Genomic DNA, 21,801 nt, shown 5'->3' on the forward strand with positions numbered 1-21,801 from the left:
CGATCCACGTGAAAGCCCCGGAAACCGGGACCCGAGCAAGTTGGCACAACCCCTGCAATAACCGTTTCAACAATCTACAAAAGCGCGTCCCTCAACGAAGAGGCTCGCACTTCCCGATCGATCGGGACTTGGACAAAGGCGTCCTCGCTGGGTAACCGGCGGGACGCCTTTTTTGTTTTCCGTGTTTCAGCTTTGCGTGACGGAGCCCTGACATGAAAAAGCTCAAGCTCGTACTGATCGGCAACGGCATGGCCGGTGTGCGGACCCTGGAAGAACTGTTGAAGATCGCACCGGACCTCTACGACATCACCGTGTTCGGCGCCGAGCCCCACCCCAACTACAACCGCATCCTGCTCTCCCCCGTGCTGGCCGGCGAGCAGGCCTTCGAGGACATCGTCCTCAACGACCTCAACTGGTACAGCGAGAACGGCATCCGCCTGCTGCTCAATCGCAAGGTCACCCGCATCGACCGCCATCGCCGCAAGGTCTACGCCGAAGATGGCACCGAGGCCGAGTACGACCGCCTGCTGATCGCCACCGGCTCCAACCCCTTCATCCTGCCGGTGCCGGGCAGCCGCCTGCAGGGCGTGATCGGCTACCGCGACATCGCCGACACCCAGACCATGATCGACACCGCTGGCACCCACAGCCACGCAGTGGTCATCGGCGGCGGCCTGCTCGGCCTGGAGGCGGCCAACGGCCTCAAGCAGCGCGGCATGGACGTCACCGTGGTGCACCTCTCCGACTGGCTGCTGGAGCGCCAGCTGGACCGCACCGCCGGCAAGCTGCTGCAGGAAGCGCTGGAATCGCGCGGCATCCACTTTCGCCTGAACACCCACACCGAAGAGCTGATCGACGACGGCAGCGGCCGCGTCTGCGCCATCCGCTTCAAGGACGGCGAAGTGATCGCCGCCGACCTGGTGGTGATGGCCGCTGGCATCCGCCCCAACACCGAACTGGCGGAGAAGACCGGCCTGCCCTGCAACCGCGGCATCCTGGTCAACGACACCCTGCAGACCTATGACCCGCGCATCTATGCCCTGGGCGAATGCGCCAGCCACCGCGGCATCGCCTACGGCCTGGTGGCGCCGCTGTTCGAGCAGGCCAAGGTCTGCGCCAACCACCTGGCCATGCTCGGCTTCGCCCGCTACCAGGGCTCGGTGACTTCCACCAAGCTCAAGGTCACCGGCATCGACCTGTTCTCCGCCGGCCAGTTCATGGGCGGCGAAGGCACCGAGACCATCACCCTCTCCGACCCCATCGGCGGCGTGTACAAGAAGCTGGTGATCAAGGACGACGTGCTGGTCGGCGCCTGCCTGTACGGCGACACCGCGGACGGTGGCTGGTACTTCCGGCAGATCCGCGAGAACCACAACGTCGGCGAAATCCGCGACCACCTGATGTTCGGCGAGAGCAGCATCGGCGACGTCGGCCACCAGGGCCAGAACAGCGCGGCGAACATGCCCGACACGGCGGAAGTCTGCGGCTGCAACGGCGTGTGCAAGGGCACCATCGTCAAGGCGATCCAGGAGAACGGCCTGTTCAGCGTCGACGAGGTGAAGAAGCACACCAAGGCTGCCAGCTCCTGCGGCTCCTGCGCGGGGCTGGTGGAGCAGATCCTGATCAGCACCGTGGGCGGCGCGGCGGATGTGAAGCCCAAGAGCGAGAAAGCCATCTGCGGCTGCAGCGATCTGAACCATGGCCAGGTGCGCCAGGCCATCCGCGAGCACCACCTGGTCAGCCTGAGCGCCGCCATGCGCTTCATGGACTGGCGCACCCCGGACGGCTGCGCCACCTGCCGCCCGGCGCTGAACTACTACCTGATCTCCACCTGGCCGGGCGAAGCCAGGGACGATCCGCAGTCGCGCCTGATCAACGAACGCGCCCACGCCAACATCCAGAAGGACGGCACCTACTCGGTGGTCCCGCGCATGTGGGGCGGCGTCACCAACGCCGCCGAACTGCGCCGCATCGCCGACGTCGCCGACAAGTACCAGGTGCCCATGGTCAAGGTCACCGGCGGCCAGCGCATCGACCTGCTGGGCGTGAAAAAGGACGACCTGCCGGCCATCTGGAAAGAACTGGACATGCCTTCCGGCCACGCCTACGGCAAGTCCATCCGCACCGTGAAGACCTGCGTGGGCAGCGAATTCTGCCGCTTCGGTACACAGAACTCGACCCAGCTGGGCATCGACCTGGAGCACGACCTGTTCAACATGTGGTCGCCACACAAGGTCAAGCTGGCGGTCTCCGGCTGCCCGCGCAACTGCGCCGAGGCCGGCATCAAGGACATCGGCATCATCGGCGTGGATTCGGGCTGGGAGCTGTACATCGGCGGCAACGGCGGGATCAAGACCGAGGTCGCGGAGTTCTTCGTCAAGCTCAAGACCTCCGACGAAGTCCGCGAGTACAGCGGCGCCTTCCTCCAGCTCTACCGCGAGGAAGCCTTCTACCTGGAACGCACCGTGCACTACCTGCAGCGCGTCGGCATGGAGCGCATCAAGAAGGCGGTACTGGAGGACGCGGACAACCGCAAGGCGCTGAACGCCCGCCTGCAGTTCTCCCTGTCGCTGGAGCAGGACCCATGGCAGGAGCGCATCGCCCAGCAACCGCTGAAGAAGGAATTCGAACGGATTCCCCTGAAGCAGGCGGAACCCGCCTGAGTGCCCGCCGGGCCCCTCCATCGGGGCCCCTACTACCCGATTGCCGGAGACACCCCATGAACTGGTTAGACATCTGCGCCCTGGACGACATCAACCCGCTGGGCTCGCGCGTCATCGCCGGCCCCAAGGGCGACATCGCGATCTTCCGCACTTCCGATGACGAGGTCTTCGCCCTCGACGACCGCTGCCCGCACAAGGGCGGCCCGTTGTCCCAAGGCCTGATCTACGGCAAGCGCGTGGCCTGCCCGCTGCACAACTGGCAGATCGAACTGGCCAGCGGCGAGGCCGTGGCCCCCGACCAGGGCTGCGCCCATCGCCACGAGGTGAAGGTCGAGGAGGGCCGCGTGCTGCTGGCCCTGCGCGACAGCCTCGCCCACTGCGCCTGATCCCCCCTGCTTCCGATTCAGAGCGAGGCTGCGCCATGACCCAGAACCGTCGCACTACCGCATCCACCTGCTGCTACTGCGGCGTGGGCTGCGGTGTACTGATCGAACACGACGACGAGCGCATCCTGAACGTGCAGGGCGATCCGCAACATCCGGCCAACTTCGGCCGCCTGTGCAGCAAGGGATCGACGCTGCACCTCACCGGCGATGCGGATGCCCGCGCACAGTTCCCGGAGCTGCGCCTGGGCAAGGGCCTGTCGCGCACTCGCACCGACTGGGACACCGCCCTGGAGCATGCCGCTGGCATCTTCGCCGAAACCATTCGCGAGCACGGGCCGGACAGCGTGGCCTTCTACGTTTCCGGCCAACTGCTGACCGAGGACTATTACGCCTTCAACAAGCTGGCCCGCGCCCTGGTCGGCACCAACAACATCGACAGCAACTCACGCCTGTGCATGTCCTCGGCAGTGGTCGGCTACAAGCGCAGCCTGGGTGCCGACGCCCCGCCCTGCAGCTACGAAGACATCGAGCTGGCCGATTGCGTGATGATCGCCGGCAGCAACATGGCCTACGCCCACCCGGTGCTGTTCCGCCGCCTGGAAGAGGCCCGCGCGCGGCGCCCGGAGATGAAGCTGATCGTCATCGATCCGCGCGTCACCGACACCGCCGAGCAGGCCGACCTGCACCTGGCGATCCTGCCGGGCACCGACGTCGCACTGTTCCACGGCATCCTGCACATCCTGCTCTGGGAAGGCTGGATCGACCGCGCCTTCGTCGACGCCCACACCGAAGGCCTGGAGGAGCTGAAGGCCCTGGTGCGCGACTACGGCCCGCTGGCCGTGGCGGAAATCTGCGGCATCGCCGTCGATGACCTGCAGCGCGCGGCCCAGTGGATCGGCCAGTCGCCCGCCTTCCTCTCGCTCTGGTGCATGGGGCTGAACCAGTCCACCGCCGGCAGCGCGAAGAACAGCGCGCTGATCAACCTGCACCTGGCCACCGGGCAGATCGGCCGCCCCGGCGCCGGTCCCTTCTCCCTCACCGGCCAGCCCAACGCCATGGGCGGCCGCGAGACCGGCAGCCTGTCCAACCTCCTACCCGGCCACCGCGAGGCCGCCAATGCCAAACATCGTGCCGAAGTGGCGGCTTACTGGGGCATCGAGCAATTGCCGGAGAACCCCGGCCTGAGTGCCATCGAACTGTTCGACGCCGTGCGCGACGGGCGCATCAAGGCCCTGTGGATCGCCTGCACGAACCCCGCCCAATCACTGCCGGACCAGACCCGCGTGCGCGAAGCCCTGGCCGCCTGTCCTTTCGTCATCGTCCAGGAAGCCTTCAGCACCAGTGAGACCTGCCAGTACGCCGACCTGCTACTGCCGGCCGCCAGTTGGGGCGAGAAGGAAGGCACGGTAACCAACTCCGAACGCCGCATCAGCCACGTGCGCCCGGCCATTGCCGCAATCGGCGAGGCGCGAGCGGACTGGAGCATCGTCTGCGACTTCGCCCGCCGCCTGGAGCAACGACTGCGCCCTGGCGAAAGGAGCCTGTTCGACTTCGGCTCACCGTCCGCATTGTTCGATGAATACAAGCTGCTGACCCGTGGACGTGATCTTGACCTGTCCGGCATCGATTACGCGCTGCTGGACACCCGTGGGCCACAGCAATGGCCGCTCCGCGCCGGCACGCAGCAAGGCACCGAGCGCCTGTATGGCGACGGACAATTCCCCACCGCCAATGGCCGCGCCCGGCTGATCGCCGAGCCCTACCGCGCACCGAAGGAAAAACGTGACGCGCGTTACCCGCTGATCCTCAACACCGGTCGCCTGCGCGATCAATGGCACGGCATGACCCGTACCGGCACGGCTCCACAACTGTTCGGCCACGTGGAAGAAGCCGTGCTCGGCCTGCATCCGGACGAACTGCGCCGCCGGCGCATCAGCGACGGCCAATTGGTGCGCCTGCACAGCCGCCGCGGCGAACTGGTGCTGCCGGTGCAGGCTGATGATCGCCTGCGCCCCGGCCAGGCCTTCCTGCCAATGCACTGGGGCGACCGCTACCTCAAGGGTCTGGGCATCAATGTGCTGACCCTGCCGGCGGTGGACCCTTTGTCCCGCCAACCCGAGCTGAAACATGCCACCGTTGAAGTCAGCCGCATTGAGCTGCCCTGGCAGTTCTTCGCCCTGGTGGAAGGTGAGGTGCAGAAGCGCTTCGATGCCCTGCGCCCGCTGTTCGAAGTTCTGCGCTACGCCAGCTTCAGCCCCACCGGCCGTGAGCGCCCGGCGCTGGTGATTCGTGCCGCGCACGTCGAGGCGCCGAGCGCGGAGTGGCTGGCCCGCATCGATGCCCTGCTCGACCTCGGCGACGGCCCGGTCATGGCCTATGACGACCCGCGCCGCACCGTTGGAAAGCGCGTACGCATCGAACAATCGCGAATCGTGTCGCTGCGCCTGGCCGGCGAAACCGCCGCCCGCGCGTGGCTGCGCGAATCATGGAAGGAAGGCCGCGCCGATCAGGAACTGCGTCGCTGGCTGCTCGCACCGCTCAGTGCCGCCCCGGGCAAAGCCGGCGCGACAGCGGACAAGACACTGTGCAACTGCCTGAACGTCAGCCAGAGCCGCATCCAGGCCGGGATCGACCGGGGCCTGGACCTGGAAGGCCTGAAATGCGAACTCAAGTGCGGGACCGCCTGCGGCTCCTGCGTACCGGAAATCAAGCGCCTGCTGGCTCAGACGCCGCTGGCCACGACCGCCTGAATCCAGCCGCGAAGACGGCAGCCTGAGGAGAACGACATGAGTGGAAAAGTCTGGCTGATCGGCGCCGGCCCCGGCGACCCGGAGCTGCTGACCCTGAAGGCAGTCCGCGCCCTGGCCCAGGCCGACGTGGTGCTCATCGACGACCTGGTGAATCCGGCGGTACTGGAGCACTGCCCTTCCGCACGGGTGATTTCCGTCGGCAAACGCGGCGGTTGCCGCTCCACCCCCCAGGACTTCATCCACCGCCTGATGCTGCGCTACGCCCGCCAGGGGCGCCGCGTGGCACGCCTGAAAGGCGGCGACCCGTGCATCTTCGGCCGTGGCGGCGAAGAAGCCGACTGGCTCGCGACGCGCGGCATCGACTGCGAGCTGGTCAACGGCATCACCGCCGGGCTGGCAGCCGCCACCCAGTGCGGTATCTCCGTAACCCTGCGTGGCGTCAGCCGGGGCGTGACCCTGGTGACCGCGCACACCCAGGACGACAGCCCACTGAATTGGCGCGGCCTGGCCGAAGGCGGTACGACGCTGGTGGTGTACATGGGCGTGGCGAAACTGGCGGAAATCCACGACGGCCTGCTCGAAGGTGGCATGACTGCCTGCACGCCAGTGGCGATGATCGAGAACGCGTCCCTGCCCGCCCAGCGCGAATACCGCAGTCAGTTGGGCGAGATGCTGGCTGACGCCCAGCGCTTCGCCCTGAAGAGCCCGGCAATCCTGGTGATCGGCGAAGTCGCCGCCGCTTCGCAACAGGCAATCCTGGCTCGCACGGCCTGACGCGCACTTTCCTGCGGGCAAAGAAAAACCCGGCCTAGGCCGGGTTTTTCTCGTCAGCTCAGACCAATTACTTGGCTTGGGCTTCCACTTCGGCTTCTACGCGGCGGTTAACAGCGCGGCCTTCGGCAGTTGCGTTGTCAGCAACCGGACGGGACTCGCCGTAACCAACAGCGTTTACGCGGCCGCCTTCAACACCGTACTCGTTGACCAGTACGTCACGAACGGCGTTGGCACGACGCTCGGACAGCTTCTGGTTGTAGGCGTCGGTGCCGACGGAGTCGGTGTGGCCTTCAACGGTGGTGGAGGTGGACGGGTATTGCTTCATGAAGTCAGCCAGGTTTTTGATGTCAGCGTAGCTGTTCTCTTTAACCTTGGACTTGTCGAAGTCGAACTTCACGTCCAGCTGAACGCGAACGACTTCGGCAACAGCCGGGCAGCCGTTGGCGTCAACGGTGACGTTGGCCGGGGTGTTCGGGCACTTGTCGACGTTGTCGCAGACGCCGTCGTTGTCGGAGTCGGAGCAGACTTCAGCAACCGGCTCGGGAGCCGGGGCCGGCTTGGCGCCGCCGCCGAAGTTCATGCCGACGCCCAGGCCAGCCATCCACTCGCCCTGGTGACCGTTGTCACGCTTCTCCAGGCCGTACTGGCCGTCGAGGCTGGCTTTGGCGTAGAAGTTTTCGGTGAAGTAGTACTTCAGACCGGTACCAACCATGGCCATGGTCAGGTTCTGACGGCCACCGTTGTCGGAGTTGATGTTGGTCAGGCTCTGGTGGCCAACGCCGGCGGAAACGTACGGACGCAGGTTGCCAGCACCCGGAGTGCCGAAGTGGTAGATGGCGTCCAGAGTGCTCAGGTTGCCATGGACCTTCTTGTTGCCGGTCTCGTAGGTGCCACGTACGTCGTGGTACTCACCGTAGGACAGAGCCAGCTCGACGTCGTCGGTCAGGAAGTAACCAACGGAGCCGCCGTACAGGTCCGCGTTCTTCATGTTGCGGGTGCTGTCGGTGAAGTAGCGCTTGCCGAATGCTTCGACTTCGACGGCGCCCTGGCCTTGAGCGAAGGCATTGACAGCGGCGGTGGCGATCAGCGAGCCAACTACGACGCCTAAGGTGTTCTTCAGTTTCATCCGTTAAATCCCCATCTTGGTGGTCAATAAGTTGTCCTAACCATAGGCCGTACAACTTGGGTGGCAAGTTTATCAGAACTTGCCAAAAAGAGAGACAATATTTCCCGGACTAAGATTCCGTCACATTCGAAAACTTTTCTCTCATTCGATCGAGTGCACGTTTGTAGCGCATCTTCGTGGCGCTAAGCCCCATGTGCATGATGTCGGCGATTTCCTGGAACTCCAGTTCCGCAACAAATCGGAGCACGAGGATTTCCCGATCAATGGGATTGACATGAACTAGCCAGCGGTCTAGCCCACCCCGTTCTTCGACTTTCGGAGCCTTCTCTTCAGAGGCTTCCTCGACTGGATCCAGACTCAGCGCATCGAGCAATCTGCGTTTGCGCCGTTCCTTCCGATACTGAGTTATGCACTCGTTGTAAGTGATGCTGTACAGCCAGGTCTTGAACTTCGACTTGCCCTCGAAGTTCTTCAGACCATACAGCACCTTGAGCATGACCTCTTGACACACATCATCGGCGTCCCGGTCGTTACCCAGATAGCGCGCGCAGACGTTGAAGAGCGTGCGCTGGTAGCGGCGCATCAGCTCTTCATAGGCCCGTGTCACGTGGTAGAGCTCCTCGTGGGAACGCTCCACCAGCTCCTCGTCGGTGAGCTGGCGCGGGTCATAGCGCAAGGACAGTGATTGCGGCTTGTTCAAGTCGGGTCGGGCCAGGTCAAGTCAGCGTCCGGCGCGGCTTTCGGCAAGCCGTACCGGTAATCGGTCATCATCTTCAGCGACTGGTTACACGCTGATCGAGCAGGATGCGGTTGGCGATCGACACCAGCTCACCCTCATCAGTCAGCAGGATAGTCTTGATGGTACCAATTTCCTCGATGATGCCTTCGACATCAGCCACTTTCACCTGCTGTCCGACCTGATACAGCTCCCGTACGTAGATGCCCGCAATGATCTGCCCCGCCACCTCGCGGCTGCCCAGACCCAGGGCCAGCGCGGCAGCCAGGCCGATGGTGATCAGCACGATGGCAATGATGTAGTTCAGCAGGTCGGTCTTGACCTCGAGCTGGCCGATGGCCACCGAGATGCTGATGATGATGACCAGCCACTGGGCAACGCGGCCGAGGCCGTTGGCGTATTCCAGGCCGACGCCATCGGCAGCGCCGCGCACCAGGCTGTTGGCCAACTGGGCGAGCAGGATGCCGACGATCAGCACCAGCGCCGCGCCGAACACCTTGGGCAGGTACAGCGCGAGCATGTCCAGGGTCGCCGAGACGCGCTGCAGGCCGAGAGATTCCGCTGCGGAGACAAGGAACACCAGCAGCACGAACCAGTAGATGATCTTGCCGATCAGCGTCGAGACCGGCACCTGGATGCCGGCACGGGCCAGCAGCTTGGTCAGGCCGGTACCCGCCATCAGGCGGTCGAGGCCGAGCTTGGCCAGCAACTTGGAGAGCAGCGCATCGAGCAGTTTGGCGACGACGAAGCCGAGCAGCACGATCACCAGTGCAGCGAGCAGGTTCGGGATGAACCCGGCCAGCTTGCCCCACAGGGTATTCATGGCGGTGAGCAGGCTTTGCGTCCAGATGTCGAATTGCATGTTCAGTCGGCCTTGTCAGCGGAAGGGGCGGAATTCTGCGCGTGGCGCGAGACGGGTGCAAGGTGCGCGGCGCCACGGCTCACGCCAATGGACAGGGCCTGGAACCAGTGCCCCATCAGGCTGAACAGATCGCCCGCGCCCACCTGGCGGTTGGCGGTCTTCAGGACGCGATCCAGGCGCGAGTCGTCTCCCGGCTGTTCCGGGGGCATTCGCAGCAGATCGCGCAAGGATTCTTCAAATGGGTCGTGCATACGCACCTCGCCTGTGTGAGGTGCTTGACGCCCCCACCCGCTCAAAAGTCACACCTAGAGCCAACGCATGCGGCGGAAGATCCACCATTGGAAAGCCACTATCCCGAGGATCACCAGGCAGGCCACGGCGAAGCCGTAGGGTGCGCTGGAGCCGGGAATGCCGCCGACGTTGATACCCAGGAGACCGGTCACGAAGCTCATGGGCAGGAAAAAGCCGGTGATGATACCAAGCAGATACATGGTGCGGTTCATCCGCTCGGTAATTCGACGATGTTCGGCCTCCTGGATCAGGCTGATACGCTCGCGCACCAGCTCCAGCTCTTCCAGGTTGCGGGTGAGGCGGTTGTAGAGCTCGTTCCAGTAGTCAGCGTCGTCGACCACTGTCCAGGACGCCTTGAAGCGGACCATCTGCGAGTAGATTTCCCGCTGCGGCGCCAGGTAGCGGCGCAGCCCCGCGGCACGTCGTCGCAGGGTGCGCAGCTGGTGCTGATCGGGAATGCTGCGCTCGTCTTCCTCGATGGCCTCTTCCATGGCGTCCAGCTGGTCGGCAAGGCCGCCGATCAGGGTATCGACGCGGTCAGTGAGATAGTGGGCGAGGTACAACACCACTTCCGAGGCGGTCTTCGGACCGGTGCCGGCATCCAGGTCGGCGCGCAGGTCGGCTACCGCCTTGAGCGGACGCAGCCGCAGCGAAATCACCCGCTGAGACTCGGCATAGACCCGCAGCGAGACCATGTCCTCGGGCACCGCACCGGGGTTCAGGTTGACCCCGCGCAGGAACAGCAGCAGGCGTTCGCCCCCCAGATCGACCAGGCGCGGACGGGTGGCCTCTTCCAGCAGCAGGTCGCAGGCGAACTCGTTCAGGCCGCTGGACTCGCGCAGCCAGAACTGGGCTTCGGGTACACCGCGATCCCAATGCACCCAGAGGCTTTCCTCGGGCTTGAGATCCAGCAGCGGCAACTCGCTACGACTGATCCGCCGGCCGCCACCGTGACCGTCCAGCACGAAGCCGTCGATCAGTCCGCGCTCCGTGCCGCTTTCGTACTGCTGCATGCCCTTTTCCTTCGCTCAAGGTCGCTGTCGCGAGGCCCCATGAAAAATGCCGGAAGCTTTCGCTTCCGGCATTGACCCGAACTTTAGCTGGAAGGTTCGAATTATTCCGGCATTTTCAACGCTTTAGGCGAGACGATGATGCCGTTGTTGTCGGCATAGACGAACTCGCCCGGGCGGAAAGTGATGCCACCGAAGGTCACAGCCACGTTCAGGTCGCCGATGCCGCGCTTGTCGGTCTTCATCGGGTGGCTGGCCAGCGCCTGCACGCCCAGGTCGGTCTGCGCGATCACGTCGACGTCACGGATGCAGCCGTACACCACGATGCCTTCCCAGCCGCTCTTGGCGGCCTTCTCGGCCAGCATGTCGCCCAGCAGCGCGCGGCGCAGCGAGCCACCACCGTCCACCACCAGCACCTTGCCCTTGCCGTCCATCTCGACCTGCTCCTTGACCAGCGAGTTGTCTTCGAAGCACTTGATGGTGACGATCTCGCCACCGAAGGAGTCCCGCCCGCCGAAGTTGCTGAACATCGGCTCGACGACCTGGACCAGCTCCGGGTAGGCATCGCACAGATCGGGGGTGACGTAATGCATGGAGAAGCTCCTCTTGATGAAATCCGGCAGGGTTCCAGGCCTGGATGTGACCGAAAGCCGCAATGGCGTCACAGTCTACTCCCTGCCGCGCCAAGCTCAAGCCTGCGCCAGAGCCCCCTGCCCTTCCGGCAAGCCGCTGTGCTCCAACCAGTAGTGCAGCAGCGGCCAGACTTCACGCTGGGCTCCCTTGCTGATCAGCATTTCGACGTGGCCGAAATCTTCCGAGAAGCCCTGGCGCCGCCCCAGGTGCAGGAACTGCCGAACGTCGGAGCCGAACTGCTCCAGCAACTTGCGGCAGGCCCAGGCCGGGTCCTGGATATCACCGTCGGAGCCGATGGCCAGCACCGGCAGGGAAACCTGCTGCAAACCGCCCCACCAGTCGTTGTCCTTCTCGCCGAAGCGGCCGAACAGGCTGTACCAGTGCAGGGCCTCCAGGGCGAGCCCCAGCGGCTCGTCCTCCGGACCGCGCTTGAGCCGCGAGCCGGACAGCCCCCCCATGCGCTTGAGCAGAAAGCGCCCGCCCCAGGCCACGGGCGGCAGCTTCAACGGCCAGTAGGTGCGACTGATCTGGCTGCCGCACAGTGCTGCGCTGGCCGCCTGCTGCTCGTCCAGGTAGCCGCCGCCCAGTGCAGCCGCCAGGGTGACGCCACCCAGGGAGTGTCCGACCCAATGCGGTGCCTGGCCGCTCTGCTCGACCACGAAGCTGGCAATGGCCGGCAGGTCGAAGCGGGCGTAATCGGCGACACGATTGAGGTCGTAGTCCTCGTTGCGCGGTGACAGGCCATGGCCGCGCATCTCGGCGATCCACACATCGAAGCCGGCTCGCGCCAGATACGCGCCCAGGCCAATACCCTTGGGCGAGAACCAGAAGCGCCGATTGGAGAAGCTGCCGTGCAACAGGATCACCGGCACGCCGCGCTGTCCTTCGGGACGTCCGAGACGAGTGACCGCCAGCTCGACGCTGGAGTCCGGGCTGTTGTTCGGTTTGAGGCGGTAGACGTCCTCGGTGAGGTCGCCACGCAATTCCGCGCTGACTAGCGCGACGGGAAAGAGTTGACTGCTGCTTTGCATGGAATCGCTTGCATAAAAAAGGGCGGGTGAAATCACCCGCCCTTCTCAGGATGGAGAAGGAACCGTCAGGACTGGCCTTCGGCGAGGAAGAACCAGGTATCAAGGACCGAGTCGGGGTTCAGCGACACGCTCTCGATGCCCTGTTCCATCAGCCACTTGGCGAGGTCCGGATGGTCCGACGGGCCCTGGCCGCAGATGCCGATGTACTTGCCGGCGCGGTTGCACGCCTGGATGGCATTGGACAGCAGCTTCTTCACCGCCGGGTTACGTTCGTCGAACAGATGCGCGACGATGCCCGAGTCACGGTCCAGGCCCAGGGTCAGCTGGGTCAGGTCGTTGGAGCCGATGGAGAAGCCGTCGAAGAACTCGAGGAACTCGTCAGCCAGCAGGGCGTTGGACGGCAGCTCGCACATCATGATGACGCGCAGGCCGTTCTCGCCACGCTTGAGACCGTTGGTGGCCAGCAGATCGACGACCTGGGAGGCTTCGCCGAGGGTGCGGACGAACGGCACCATCAGCTCGACGTTGGTCAGGCCCATCTCGTTGCGGACCTTCTTCATCGCGCGGCATTCGAGCTCGAAGCAGTCGCGGAAGGATTCGCTGATGTAGCGCGAGGCGCCACGGAAGCCGAGCATCGGGTTCTCTTCTTCCGGCTCGTAGAGCTTGCCGCCGATCAGGTTGGCGTATTCGTTGGACTTGAAGTCCGACAGACGCACGATGACCTTCTTCGGCCAGAAAGCGGCGGCCAGGGTGCTGACGCCTTCGACCAGCTTCTCGACGTAGAAGCCGACCGGATCGTCGTAACCGGCGATACGCTTCTCGACGCTTTCCTTGATGTCCGCCGGCAGGCTGGCGAAGTTCAGCAGCGCCTTGGGGTGCACACCGATCATGCGGTTGATGATGAATTCCAGGCGGGCCAGGCCCACACCTTCGTTCGGCAGCTGGGCGAAGTCGAAGGCGCGGTCCGGGTTGCCGACGTTCATCATGATCTTGAACGGCAGGTCGGGCATGGCGTCGACCGAGTTCTGGCGGACGTCGAAGCCCAGTTCGCCTTCGTAGATCAGGCCGGTGTCGCCTTCGGCGCAGGAGACGGTCACGCGCTGGCCATCCTTCAGCGCCGCGGTGGCGTTGCCACAGCCGACGACTGCCGGGATGCCCAGTTCACGGGCGATGATCGCGGCGTGGCAGGTACGACCTCCACGGTTGGTGACGATGGCACTGGCGCGCTTCATCACGGGTTCCCAGTCCGGGTCGGTCATGTCGGAAACCAGTACGTCGCCCGGCTGGACCTTGTCCATCTCGGAAACGTCGTGGATCACCTTCACCGGGCCGGCACCGATGCGCTGGCCAATGGCGCGGCCTTCGACCAGAACCTTGCCTTTTTCCTTGAGCAGGTAGCGCTCCATCACGTTGGCGCTGGAACGGCTCTTCACGGTTTCCGGACGGGCCTGCACGATGTACAGCTTGCCGTCGTCACCGTCCTTGGCCCACTCGATGTCCATCGGACGCTCGTAGTGCTTCTCGATGATCAGGGCCTGCTTGGCCAGCTCGATCACTTCGGCGTCGGACAGGGCGAAGCGGGCGCGATCGGCCTTCTCCACGTCGACCACCTTGACCGACTTGCCGGCCTTGGCTTCTTCGCCGTAGATCATCTTGATGGCCTTGCTGCCCAGGTTGCGACGCAGGATGGCCGGGCGACCGGCTTCCAGGGTCGGCTTGTGGACGTAGAACTCGTCGGGGTTCACCGCGCCCTGCACCACGGTTTCGCCGAGGCCGTAGGCGCCGGTGATGAACACCACGTCACGGAAACCGGATTCGGTGTCCAGGGTGAACATCACGCCGGCGGTGCCGGTTTCCGAGCGGACCATGCGCTGCACGCCGGCGGACAGGGCGACCAGCTTGTGGTCGAAGCCCTGGTGTACGCGGTAGGCAATGGCGCGGTCGTTGAAGAGGGAGGCGAAGACTTCCTTGGCCGCGCGGATCACGTTATCCACGCCGCGGATGTTCAGGAAGGTCTCCTGCTGGCCGGCGAAGGAAGCGTCCGGCAGGTCTTCGGCGGTGGCGGAGGAACGCACGGCCACGGCCATGTTGTCGTTGCTGCCGGCCATCTCGGCGAAGGCCTTGCGAATCTCGGCATCCAGACGCTCGGGGAACTCGGCGTCCATCACCCACTGGCGGATCTGCGCGCCGGTCTTGGCCAGGGCGTTGACGTCGTCCACGTCCAGGGCGTCGAGGGCCGCGTGGATGCGATCGTTCAGGCCGCTCTGATCGAGAAAGTCACGGTAGGCCTGGGCGGTAGTGGCGAAGCCACCCGGTACGGAAACGCCGGCACCGGCGAGGTTGCTGATCATTTCGCCCAGGGATGCGTTCTTGCCCCCCACATGTTCGACATCATGGACGCCGAGCTTATCGAGGGAAACTACGTACTCTACCAAGGTGATCTCTCCACTAAGTGTTGGAAAAGGTCATACAAGTCGGTGCGGCCCCACCCTGTCTGGCCGGAGCCGGAAAAATGGGTGAGAATGCCCCGGCAAAGGGCCTTGCAAACGCGGGGCCTATCATAACCAGGATTCGATCCTACCTATAAGGCCCGCAGCGCACATGAAACGAACTGCATTCTTCATTTCCGACGGCACCGGCATCACTGCCGAAACCCTCGGCCAGAGCCTTCTGGCGCAGTTCGAGAACATCAACTTCACCAAACTGACGCGACCTTACATCGATACCGAAGAAAAAGCGCGCGTCATGGTACAGCAAATCAACCGGGCTGCGGAGGCGGACGGAGCAAGACCGATCATCTTCGATACCATCGTCAATCGTGAGATACGTTCGGTCCTGGCGCAATCCAACGGTTTCATGATTGACATCTTCTCGACCTTTTTGTCCCCGCTCGAGCAAGAATTATCCTCAGACTCGTCGTATTCCGTCGGAAAATCCCACAGCATCGGCCATAACCCGCACTACATGGAGCGGATCGATGCGGTGAACTTCGCCCTCGACAACGACGACGGCGCCCGCACCCACTACTACGACAAGGCCGACCTGATCCTGGTCGGCGTCTCGCGCTGCGGCAAGACGCCCACCTGCCTCTATATGGCCCTGCAATACGGCATCCGCGCGGCGAACTACCCGCTGACCGAAGAGGACATGGAGCGCCTGCAACTGCCCAACGCGCTCAAGCCCTACAAGCACAAGCTGTTCGGCCTGACCATCGACCCGGACCGGCTCACCGCCATCCGCCACGAGCGCAAGCCCAACAGCCGTTACGCCAGCTTCGCCCAGTGCGAATTCGAGGTTCGCGAGGTGGAGAACCTGTTCCGCCGCGAGAACATCGCCTACATCAACTCGACCCATTTCTCGGTGGAAGAGATCTCCGCCAAGATTCTCGTCGAGAAGGGCGTCGAACGCCGGCTAAAGTAACCGGCCACAGCGAAGAAATCCCCCCAACCGACGGCCGGCATCACCGGCCGTTCGACTTTCTGCAGCCTTTCATTCGGGCGCCTATCATTCTCTGAACCCGCGTTTTACCCGTGGCAGTTTTCACGGATCGGGCATTCCCGGCACAGGAGAGCGCCATGCGAGAATGTCAGTACCTGATTCTGGTCGCCTTGTTGGCCTTGACGGGTTGCGATTCGGGCGACAAGCCCGTCGCCAAGACCGCCACGGCCGCCACGCCACCCGCCAGCCCGCCCGCCGCGGCGGCCCCTCCCCCACCAGCACCACCAGCACCACCTGCGCCGCCTCCCGCCGCCGCACCCGCGCCGGCCGCGCCTGCTGCCGCGCCCACGCAGGCGGTATTCAGCGTCGAGGAACTGGACCAGATGCTCGCGCCGCTGGCGCTGTATCCCGACTCGCTGCTGGCGCAGGTGCTGATGGCCACCACCTACCCCGGCAACGTAGCCGATGCCGCAGCCTGGTCGAAGGCTCATCCCAAGGCACTCGGTGACGATGCGGTGAAACAGGTGGCCGACCAGCCGTGGGACCCGAGCGTCCAGTCGCTGGTCGCCTTCCCGCTGGTGCTCGCCACTCTGGGGCAGGACCCGGTCTGGGTGCAGCGCGTCGGCGATGCCTTCCTCGCCCAGCCCGAAGCAGTGATGGACTCGATCCAGCGCCTGCGTCGCCAGGCCCAGGCTGCCGGCAACCTGCAGTCGAACGAGCAGCAGACCGTGACCATCAAGCCGGCCGCCCAGCCAGCCCCCGCGCAGCCCTCCTCCGGTGGCGACACCGTGGTGGTGCAGCAACCGGCACCGGCGCAGACGATCATCATCGAGCCCACTGATCCGCAGGTAGTCTACGTGCCCAGCTACAACCCCACGCAGGTCTACGGCTCCTGGCCCTATCCCGCCAGCCCGCCGGTCTATTACCCGCCGCCGCCCGAATACCCCGTCGCCACGGCGCTGGCCACCGGCCTGGCGTTCGGTGCGGGCGTTGCCATCGTCGGCTCGCTGTGGGGCGACTGCGATTGGGACGACCATGAGATCGACGTCGACGTGGAGCACCACAACAACTTCAACAGCAATCGCAACGTCAACACCAACCGCGAGTTCAACAGCAACCGCAACGTCAACGGCAACCGGACCAAGTGGCAGCACAACCCGACCTACCGCAACGGCGTGCCCTACCGCGACTCCGCCAGCCGCGAGCAATTCAACCGCCGGCTGGCCGGGGGCGAGCAGCGCGATGCCCTGCGCGGATTCGACTCGACACGCACCCAGGAGCGCGCGAAAGCCAGGGAGAGCCTGACTCAACGCGGCATCGCCCCGCCCGCGGCGAACAATGCCCAGGCCCGCGAGCGCGCCCAGGCGGCGACCCGCGACCTGCGGGACAACCCGCAAGCCCAGCAGCGTCTGCAGCAAGGCAACCGCGACAACGTCCAGGCCCGTGATCGGGCGCAGGCCGCCACCCGCGAGCTGAAGCGCACGCCGGAAAACCGCCAGCGCGCCCAGAACCAGGTGCAGAACCGCAGCAACCAGGCGCAGCAACGGCCGCGGACGCAGAACAACCAGCAGATCCGCGAGCAGGCCCGCCAGCAGCACGCCCGAACCCAGGCCCCGCGCAACAACGCCTTCGCCGGCGCCAACAACCCACGGCAATCCCGCGAGTTCGCCAACCGCGGGCAAGCCAGCCGCGCCGCCGCCAGCCGCCCGCAGGCCGCCCGCGCCGGTCACACCGTCCAACGTCCTGCCCGCGCGCCCTCCGGCGGCGGCCGGCGTCGCTAGGAGTCGAGCCATGCCCATCGCATCGCGCCTGCTGGCGCTCGCCCTCCTCGCCGCCCTGCCCGCCAGCCTGCTGGCCCAGGACAGCTTCCCCACCCCCGACGCGGCCGCCGACGCCTTCATCGCCGCGCTCGGCACCGAAAAGGCCGACCCCGAACGCCTGACCGCGCTGCTGGGCAAGGACTGGCAGAGCTATATACCGACCGCCGGCATCGACCGGGACGAAGTGGACGCCTTCCTCGCCCACTACAAGGACAAGCACCAGATCGAGAAGGACAACCCTCACCTCGCCCACCTGGTCGTCGGCAACGACCCCTGGACCCTGCCCCTGCCGATCGTCCACGACAAGAACGGCTGGGCCTTCAACGCCAAGGCCGGCGGCGAGGAAATCCGCATTCGCCGCATCGGCCGCAACGAGGAGTCGACGCTGGAGGCCGTACAGGCCTATCACGATGCGCAGATGGACTACGCCGAGGTGGACCGCAACGGCGACGGCGTCCTGGAGTACGCCCAGAAGTTCGTCAGCAGCGACGGGCACCACGACGGGCTGTACTGGCCGGAGGAAGAAGGCGGCGAGGAAAGCCCGCTCGGCCCGTTGTTCGGCGACGACCTGCCGGGTGACGGCTGGCATGGCTACCACTACCGCATCCTCACCGCCCAAGGCCCCTCGGCACCCGGTGGCGCCTACGACTACCTGATCGGCGGCCGGATGACCCGCGGCTTCGCCCTCGTCGCCTGGCCGGTGAAATACGGCGACAGCGGCGTGATGAGCTTCATGATCAGCCATGATGGCGAGATATTCTCCAAGAACCTCGGCCCGGAGAGCGACAAGATCGCCAAGAAGATGAGTCGTTTCGACCCGGACAGCAGCTGGACCGAGGTCACCGCCGAGGAGGAAAAGCCTTGAGTGACTGAACCTGTCCGGCCGCCTGGCGGTCGGACGGGTTCTGGCAGAGCCCGCCATTCGGCGGGCCCGCACAGGCCTGTCACGAGCCTGAAACAATTACCCTGCCAACGCGCCAACCGACTGTCGCCAGCGAAAAACCACATGGTAGAATTCGGCGCGCTATTGCCTGGCGTCACCAGGCCACGCCGGCCGGCATGCCGGCCACAGCCACATGGGGTGACGACCGGGGCGTTTCTTTTCAAGGCTTTGCGGCCACTCACTCATCAAGGCCCATGAGACTCAAGCCCACAGCCCTGCTCCTCTTCCTGAGCATCGTCCTGCTTCCCGGCATCAGCGCCGCTGCCGGCAAGACCGTCTATGGCCTGAACGAATACGCCCGGATCAACGACCTGGACATCGAACTGGCCGCCAAGCTCGACACCGGGGCCAAGACCGCCTCCCTCAGCGCCCGCGACATCAAGCGCTTCAAGCGCGATGGCGAGACCTGGGTGCGCTTCTACCTGGCCACCGATACCGCCGACAGCCAGCCGATCGAGAAACCCCTGGCGCGCATCAGCAAGATCAAGCGCCGCCACGGCGACTACGACCCCGACGAAGGCAAGGCCTACACCGCGCGTCCGGTCATCGAGCTTCAGCTGTGCATGGGCAAGGCCCTGCGCACCATCGAAGTGAACCTTACCGACCGCAGCGCCTTCCAATACCCGCTTCTGATCGGCTCCGACGCGCTCAAGCGCTTCGGCGCCCTGGTCGACCCGAGCCTGAAATACGCCGCCGGCAAGCCCGGCTGCCAACCCGTAGCGAAACCTGCCGAGTAATCCCATGCGCTCTCTTACCCTGCATCTGAAGGTCCTGATCGCCATCCTGCTAACGCTGGGCGTCGCGATCACCGCCTACCAGATCTTCGTCCTTGGCATCCCCATGACCGAGGCCGAGACCGACGACCTGTGGAACATCGACGCCAAGGTCGAGTTCGTCGCCACGCCGAAGACTCCGGTGAAGGTGCAGATGTTCGTGCCGCCGCTGACCCAGGATTACGTCAGCCTCAACGAGAGCTTCGTCTCCAACAACTACGGCGTGGGCATCAACCGCTCGGACGGCAACCGCAAGGTCACCTGGTCCTCGCGCCGCGCCACCGGCCAGCAGACACTGTATTACCGCCTGGTACTGACCAAGCGCTACGCCGGCGCCAGCGAGAAGGCCAAGGAAAAGGGCCCGATCTTCCGCGACAGCCTGCCGCTCGAAGGCCCGGACAAGATCGCCGCCGAAGCCCTGATCGCGCCCATCCGCCAGCACTCGGCGGACGTCGAGACCTTTGTCAGCGAAGCCATCAAGCGCGCCAACAACCTCAACGATGACAACGTGAAACTGCTGCTGGCCGGCGACACCAGCCTGGACAAGCGTTCCCACGTGGTCGAGACCCTGCTCGCCGTGGCCCACGTGCCGCTGGAGCGCGTGCACACCATCCGCCTGCTCGCCAACCAGCCGCAGCAGCCCGAACTCTGGCTACGCAGCTACAACGGCAAGGAATGGCTGTACTTCAACCCGGAAACCGGCGAACGCGGCCTGCCCAACGACCGCCTGATCTGGTGGCTGGGTGACGAGAGCCTGCTGTCCATCGAAGGCGGCAAGAAGGCCCAGGTCAGCTTCAGCCTCAACAGCAGCGAGATGAACGCCATCCGCCTGGCCAAGCTGTCGGACGAGAACACCGACGCGGCCTTCCTCGAGTACTCGCTGTACGGCCTGCCGCTGTCCACCCAGCAGACCTTCCAGATCATGATCATGATCCCCTTCGGCGTGCTGGTGATCCTGGTCCTGCGCAACCTGATCGGCCTGCAGACCCTGGGTACCTTCACCCCGGTGCTGATTGCCCTCGCCTTCCGCGAAACCGGCCTGCAGTGGGGCATCGGCCTGTTCACCGTGATCACTGCGCTGGGCCTGTCGCTACGCTCGTACCTGGAACACCTGAAGTTGCAGATGCTGCCACGCCTGTCGGTGGTGCTGACCTTCGTGGTGGTGATGATCGCCGCCATCAGCCTGCTCAGCCACAAGCTCGGCTTCGAGAGCGGCCTGTCGGTCGCCCTGTTCCCGATGGTGATCCTGACCATGAGCATCGAACGCCTGTCGATCACCTGGGAAGAGCGCGGCGCCGCCCACGCCATGAAGGCCGCCATCGGCACCCTGTTCGCCGCCGCCCTGGCACATATCCTGATGCGCGTACCGGAGCTGGTGTACTTCGTGTTCACCTTCCCGGCCGTGCTGCTGATCCTGGTGTCGTTCATGCTGGCGATGGGTCGCTACCGCGGCTACCGCCTGACCGAACTGTTCCGCTTCAAAGCCTTCCTCAAGGACTAAGCCATGTTCGGCCTGATCAAGCGATGGAGAGCCCTGGAAGCCAAAGGCATCATGGGCATCAACCGACGCAATGCGGACTACGTGCTGAAGTACAACCAGCGGCACCTGTACCCCATCGTCGACGACAAGATCATCACCAAGGAGCGCGCCCTCGAGGCGGGTATCCACGTACCGGAAATGTACGGGATCATCTCCACCGAGAAGGAGATCGAGCGCCTGCCGGAGATCATCGGCGAGCGCAGCGATTTCGTGATCAAGCCGGCGCAGGGCGCCGGCGGCGACGGCATCCTGGTGATCGCCGACCGCTTCGAGGAGCGTTACAAGACAGTCTCCGGGCGGATCATCAGCCATGAGGAGATCGAGCACCAGTTGTCGAGCATCCTCACCGGCCTGTACTCCCTGGGCGGCCACCGCGACCGCGCGCTGATCGAGTACCGGGTGACCCCGGACCAGATCTTCAAGAGCATCAGCTACGAAGGCGTGCCGGACATCCGCATCATCGTGCTGATGGGTTACCCGGTGATGGCCATGCTGCGCCTGCCGACCCGCCAGTCCAACGGCAAGGCCAACCTGCACCAGGGCGCCATCGGCGTGGGTGTGGACCTGGCCACCGGCCTGACCCTGCGCGGCACCTGGCTGAACAACAAGATCAGCAAGCACCCGGACACCACCAACGCAGTGGACGGCGTGCAGTTGCCCAACTGGGACGGCTTCATGAAGCTCGCCGCCGGCTGCTACGAGCTGTGCGGCCTGGGCTACATCGGCGTGGACATGGTGTTGGACCAGGACAAGGGCCCGCTGATCCTCGAGCTCAACGCCCGCCCCGGCCTGAACATCCAGATCGCCAACGACTGCGGCCTGACCCTGCGCACCCATGCCGTCGAGGCGCATATCGCCGAGCTGGCAGCCAAGGGCGTGAAGGAGACCGTGGAAGAGCGCGTGCGCTTCTCCCAGCAACTCTTCGGCCATGTGCATCCGAAGGAAGTCTGAGTCGCACTGCTCCATGAAAAAGCCCGGCAAATGCCGGGCTTTTTCATTCAGGCTGTAGGAGCGCGCCATGCGCG

At 64.8% G+C, this 21,801-nt stretch carries 18 protein-coding genes; 10 read left to right on the top strand and 8 right to left on the bottom strand.

The window, feature by feature from the left end:
• Window positions 1-212 precede the first annotated feature (212 nt).
• From nirB to cobA, 4 genes are read left to right on the top strand one after another with little or no spacing between them, the layout of a single operon-like run.
• On the top strand, window positions 213-2,663 hold the full coding sequence (gene nirB / locus UB43_RS03745) for a nitrite reductase large subunit NirB (protein WP_045208515.1): 2,451 nt from the start codon (window positions 213-215) through the stop codon (window positions 2,661-2,663).
• A 56-nt stretch (window positions 2,664-2,719) separates the two neighbouring features.
• Entirely contained in the window at window positions 2,720-3,049 is a 330-nt protein-coding gene (gene nirD / locus UB43_RS03750) for a nitrite reductase small subunit NirD (RefSeq protein WP_045208518.1), read from the top strand.
• 35 nt (window positions 3,050-3,084) lie between these two features.
• Window positions 3,085-5,799: a nitrate reductase gene (locus UB43_RS03755; RefSeq protein WP_045208520.1), complete on the top strand. Its 2,715-nt coding sequence runs from the start codon at window positions 3,085-3,087 to the stop codon at window positions 5,797-5,799.
• A gap of 36 nt (window positions 5,800-5,835) precedes the next feature.
• Window positions 5,836-6,573, top strand: a complete 738-nt coding sequence (cobA, locus tag UB43_RS03760) for a uroporphyrinogen-III C-methyltransferase (protein WP_045208521.1) — start codon at window positions 5,836-5,838, stop codon at window positions 6,571-6,573.
• A gap of 67 nt (window positions 6,574-6,640) precedes the next feature.
• On the opposite strand, the gene UB43_RS03765 is transcribed toward cobA, so the two are convergent.
• The 8 genes from UB43_RS03765 to ppsA form a co-directional block, all read right to left on the bottom strand.
• Window positions 6,641-7,699 (bottom strand): OmpA family protein, encoded by a 1,059-nt coding sequence (locus UB43_RS03765; protein ID WP_045208524.1) that lies wholly within the window; start codon window positions 7,697-7,699, stop codon window positions 6,641-6,643.
• 109 nt (window positions 7,700-7,808) lie between these two features.
• The gene (sigX, locus tag UB43_RS03770; protein WP_045208526.1) at window positions 7,809-8,399 is read right to left on the bottom strand and encodes an RNA polymerase sigma factor SigX; all 591 of its coding nucleotides are present in this window, start codon (window positions 8,397-8,399) and stop codon (window positions 7,809-7,811) included.
• Window positions 8,400-8,472: 73 nt separating this feature from the next.
• A complete protein-coding gene (locus UB43_RS03775; protein WP_045208529.1) occupies window positions 8,473-9,297 on the bottom strand; it encodes a mechanosensitive ion channel domain-containing protein in 825 nt (274 codons plus the stop codon).
• Window positions 9,298-9,299: 2 nt separating this feature from the next.
• Entirely contained in the window at window positions 9,300-9,548 is a 249-nt protein-coding gene (locus UB43_RS03780; protein ID WP_017516812.1) for a hypothetical protein, read from the bottom strand.
• A gap of 54 nt (window positions 9,549-9,602) precedes the next feature.
• Window positions 9,603-10,601: a zinc transporter ZntB gene (locus UB43_RS03785; RefSeq protein ID WP_045208533.1), complete on the bottom strand. Its 999-nt coding sequence runs from the start codon at window positions 10,599-10,601 to the stop codon at window positions 9,603-9,605.
• A 101-nt stretch (window positions 10,602-10,702) separates the two neighbouring features.
• Window positions 10,703-11,191, bottom strand: a complete 489-nt coding sequence (rraA, locus tag UB43_RS03790; protein WP_045208535.1) for a ribonuclease E activity regulator RraA — start codon at window positions 11,189-11,191, stop codon at window positions 10,703-10,705.
• A 96-nt stretch (window positions 11,192-11,287) separates the two neighbouring features.
• A complete protein-coding gene (locus tag UB43_RS03795) occupies window positions 11,288-12,262 on the bottom strand; it encodes an alpha/beta fold hydrolase (protein WP_045208538.1) in 975 nt (324 codons plus the stop codon).
• Between the two features lie 65 nt (window positions 12,263-12,327).
• Window positions 12,328-14,697 (bottom strand): phosphoenolpyruvate synthase, encoded by a 2,370-nt coding sequence (gene ppsA / locus UB43_RS03800; RefSeq protein ID WP_045208540.1) that lies wholly within the window; start codon window positions 14,695-14,697, stop codon window positions 12,328-12,330.
• 166 nt (window positions 14,698-14,863) lie between these two features.
• On the opposite strand from ppsA, the gene UB43_RS03805 reads away from it, so the two are divergent.
• The 6 genes from UB43_RS03805 to UB43_RS03830 all read left to right on the top strand — a co-directional run bounded on the left by UB43_RS03805 (window position 14,864) and on the right by UB43_RS03830 (window position 21,727).
• The gene (locus tag UB43_RS03805) at window positions 14,864-15,682 is read left to right on the top strand and encodes a pyruvate, water dikinase regulatory protein (RefSeq protein WP_017516884.1); all 819 of its coding nucleotides are present in this window, start codon (window positions 14,864-14,866) and stop codon (window positions 15,680-15,682) included.
• 155 nt (window positions 15,683-15,837) lie between these two features.
• A complete protein-coding gene (locus UB43_RS03810; RefSeq protein WP_045208547.1) occupies window positions 15,838-17,481 on the top strand; it encodes a DUF3300 domain-containing protein in 1,644 nt (547 codons plus the stop codon).
• A gap of 10 nt (window positions 17,482-17,491) precedes the next feature.
• On the top strand, window positions 17,492-18,385 hold the full coding sequence (locus UB43_RS03815; protein ID WP_045208550.1) for a DUF2950 domain-containing protein: 894 nt from the start codon (window positions 17,492-17,494) through the stop codon (window positions 18,383-18,385).
• A gap of 272 nt (window positions 18,386-18,657) precedes the next feature.
• Entirely contained in the window at window positions 18,658-19,200 is a 543-nt protein-coding gene (locus UB43_RS03820; protein ID WP_045208552.1) for an ATP-dependent zinc protease, read from the top strand.
• A 4-nt stretch (window positions 19,201-19,204) separates the two neighbouring features.
• Complete coding sequence (locus tag UB43_RS03825; protein WP_045208554.1) at window positions 19,205-20,737, top strand: inactive transglutaminase family protein; 1,533 nt, start codon at window positions 19,205-19,207, stop codon at window positions 20,735-20,737.
• Between the two features lie 3 nt (window positions 20,738-20,740).
• Window positions 20,741-21,727 (top strand): alpha-L-glutamate ligase-like protein, encoded by a 987-nt coding sequence (locus UB43_RS03830; protein WP_045208555.1) that lies wholly within the window; start codon window positions 20,741-20,743, stop codon window positions 21,725-21,727.
• The last annotated feature ends 74 nt before the right edge of the window (window positions 21,728-21,801 follow it).

The sequence above is a fragment of the Pseudomonas sp. 21 genome, from assembly GCF_000955805.1.
GTDB lineage: Bacteria > Pseudomonadota > Gammaproteobacteria > Pseudomonadales > Pseudomonadaceae > Pseudomonas.

Coding starts and splice junctions, on each gene's coding strand:
- rraA (WP_045208535.1), bottom strand. CDS start 11,191: ATGCATTACGTCACCCCCGATCTGTGCGATGCCTACCCGGAGCTGGTC.
- UB43_RS03810 (WP_045208547.1), top strand. CDS start 15,838: ATGCGAGAATGTCAGTACCTGATTCTGGTCGCCTTGTTGGCCTTGACG.
- nirD (WP_045208518.1), top strand. CDS start 2,720: ATGAACTGGTTAGACATCTGCGCCCTGGACGACATCAACCCGCTGGGC.
- nirB (WP_045208515.1), top strand. CDS start 213: ATGAAAAAGCTCAAGCTCGTACTGATCGGCAACGGCATGGCCGGTGTG.
- UB43_RS03820 (WP_045208552.1), top strand. CDS start 18,658: ATGAGACTCAAGCCCACAGCCCTGCTCCTCTTCCTGAGCATCGTCCTG.
- UB43_RS03765 (WP_045208524.1), bottom strand. CDS start 7,699: ATGAAACTGAAGAACACCTTAGGCGTCGTAGTTGGCTCGCTGATCGCC.
- UB43_RS03805 (WP_017516884.1), top strand. CDS start 14,864: ATGAAACGAACTGCATTCTTCATTTCCGACGGCACCGGCATCACTGCC.
- UB43_RS03825 (WP_045208554.1), top strand. CDS start 19,205: ATGCGCTCTCTTACCCTGCATCTGAAGGTCCTGATCGCCATCCTGCTA.
- UB43_RS03830 (WP_045208555.1), top strand. CDS start 20,741: ATGTTCGGCCTGATCAAGCGATGGAGAGCCCTGGAAGCCAAAGGCATC.
- UB43_RS03785 (WP_045208533.1), bottom strand. CDS start 10,601: ATGCAGCAGTACGAAAGCGGCACGGAGCGCGGACTGATCGACGGCTTC.
- UB43_RS03795 (WP_045208538.1), bottom strand. CDS start 12,262: ATGCAAAGCAGCAGTCAACTCTTTCCCGTCGCGCTAGTCAGCGCGGAA.
- UB43_RS03815 (WP_045208550.1), top strand. CDS start 17,492: ATGCCCATCGCATCGCGCCTGCTGGCGCTCGCCCTCCTCGCCGCCCTG.
- UB43_RS03780 (WP_017516812.1), bottom strand. CDS start 9,548: ATGCACGACCCATTTGAAGAATCCTTGCGCGATCTGCTGCGAATGCCC.
- UB43_RS03775 (WP_045208529.1), bottom strand. CDS start 9,297: ATGCAATTCGACATCTGGACGCAAAGCCTGCTCACCGCCATGAATACC.
- cobA (WP_045208521.1), top strand. CDS start 5,836: ATGAGTGGAAAAGTCTGGCTGATCGGCGCCGGCCCCGGCGACCCGGAG.
- UB43_RS03755 (WP_045208520.1), top strand. CDS start 3,085: ATGACCCAGAACCGTCGCACTACCGCATCCACCTGCTGCTACTGCGGC.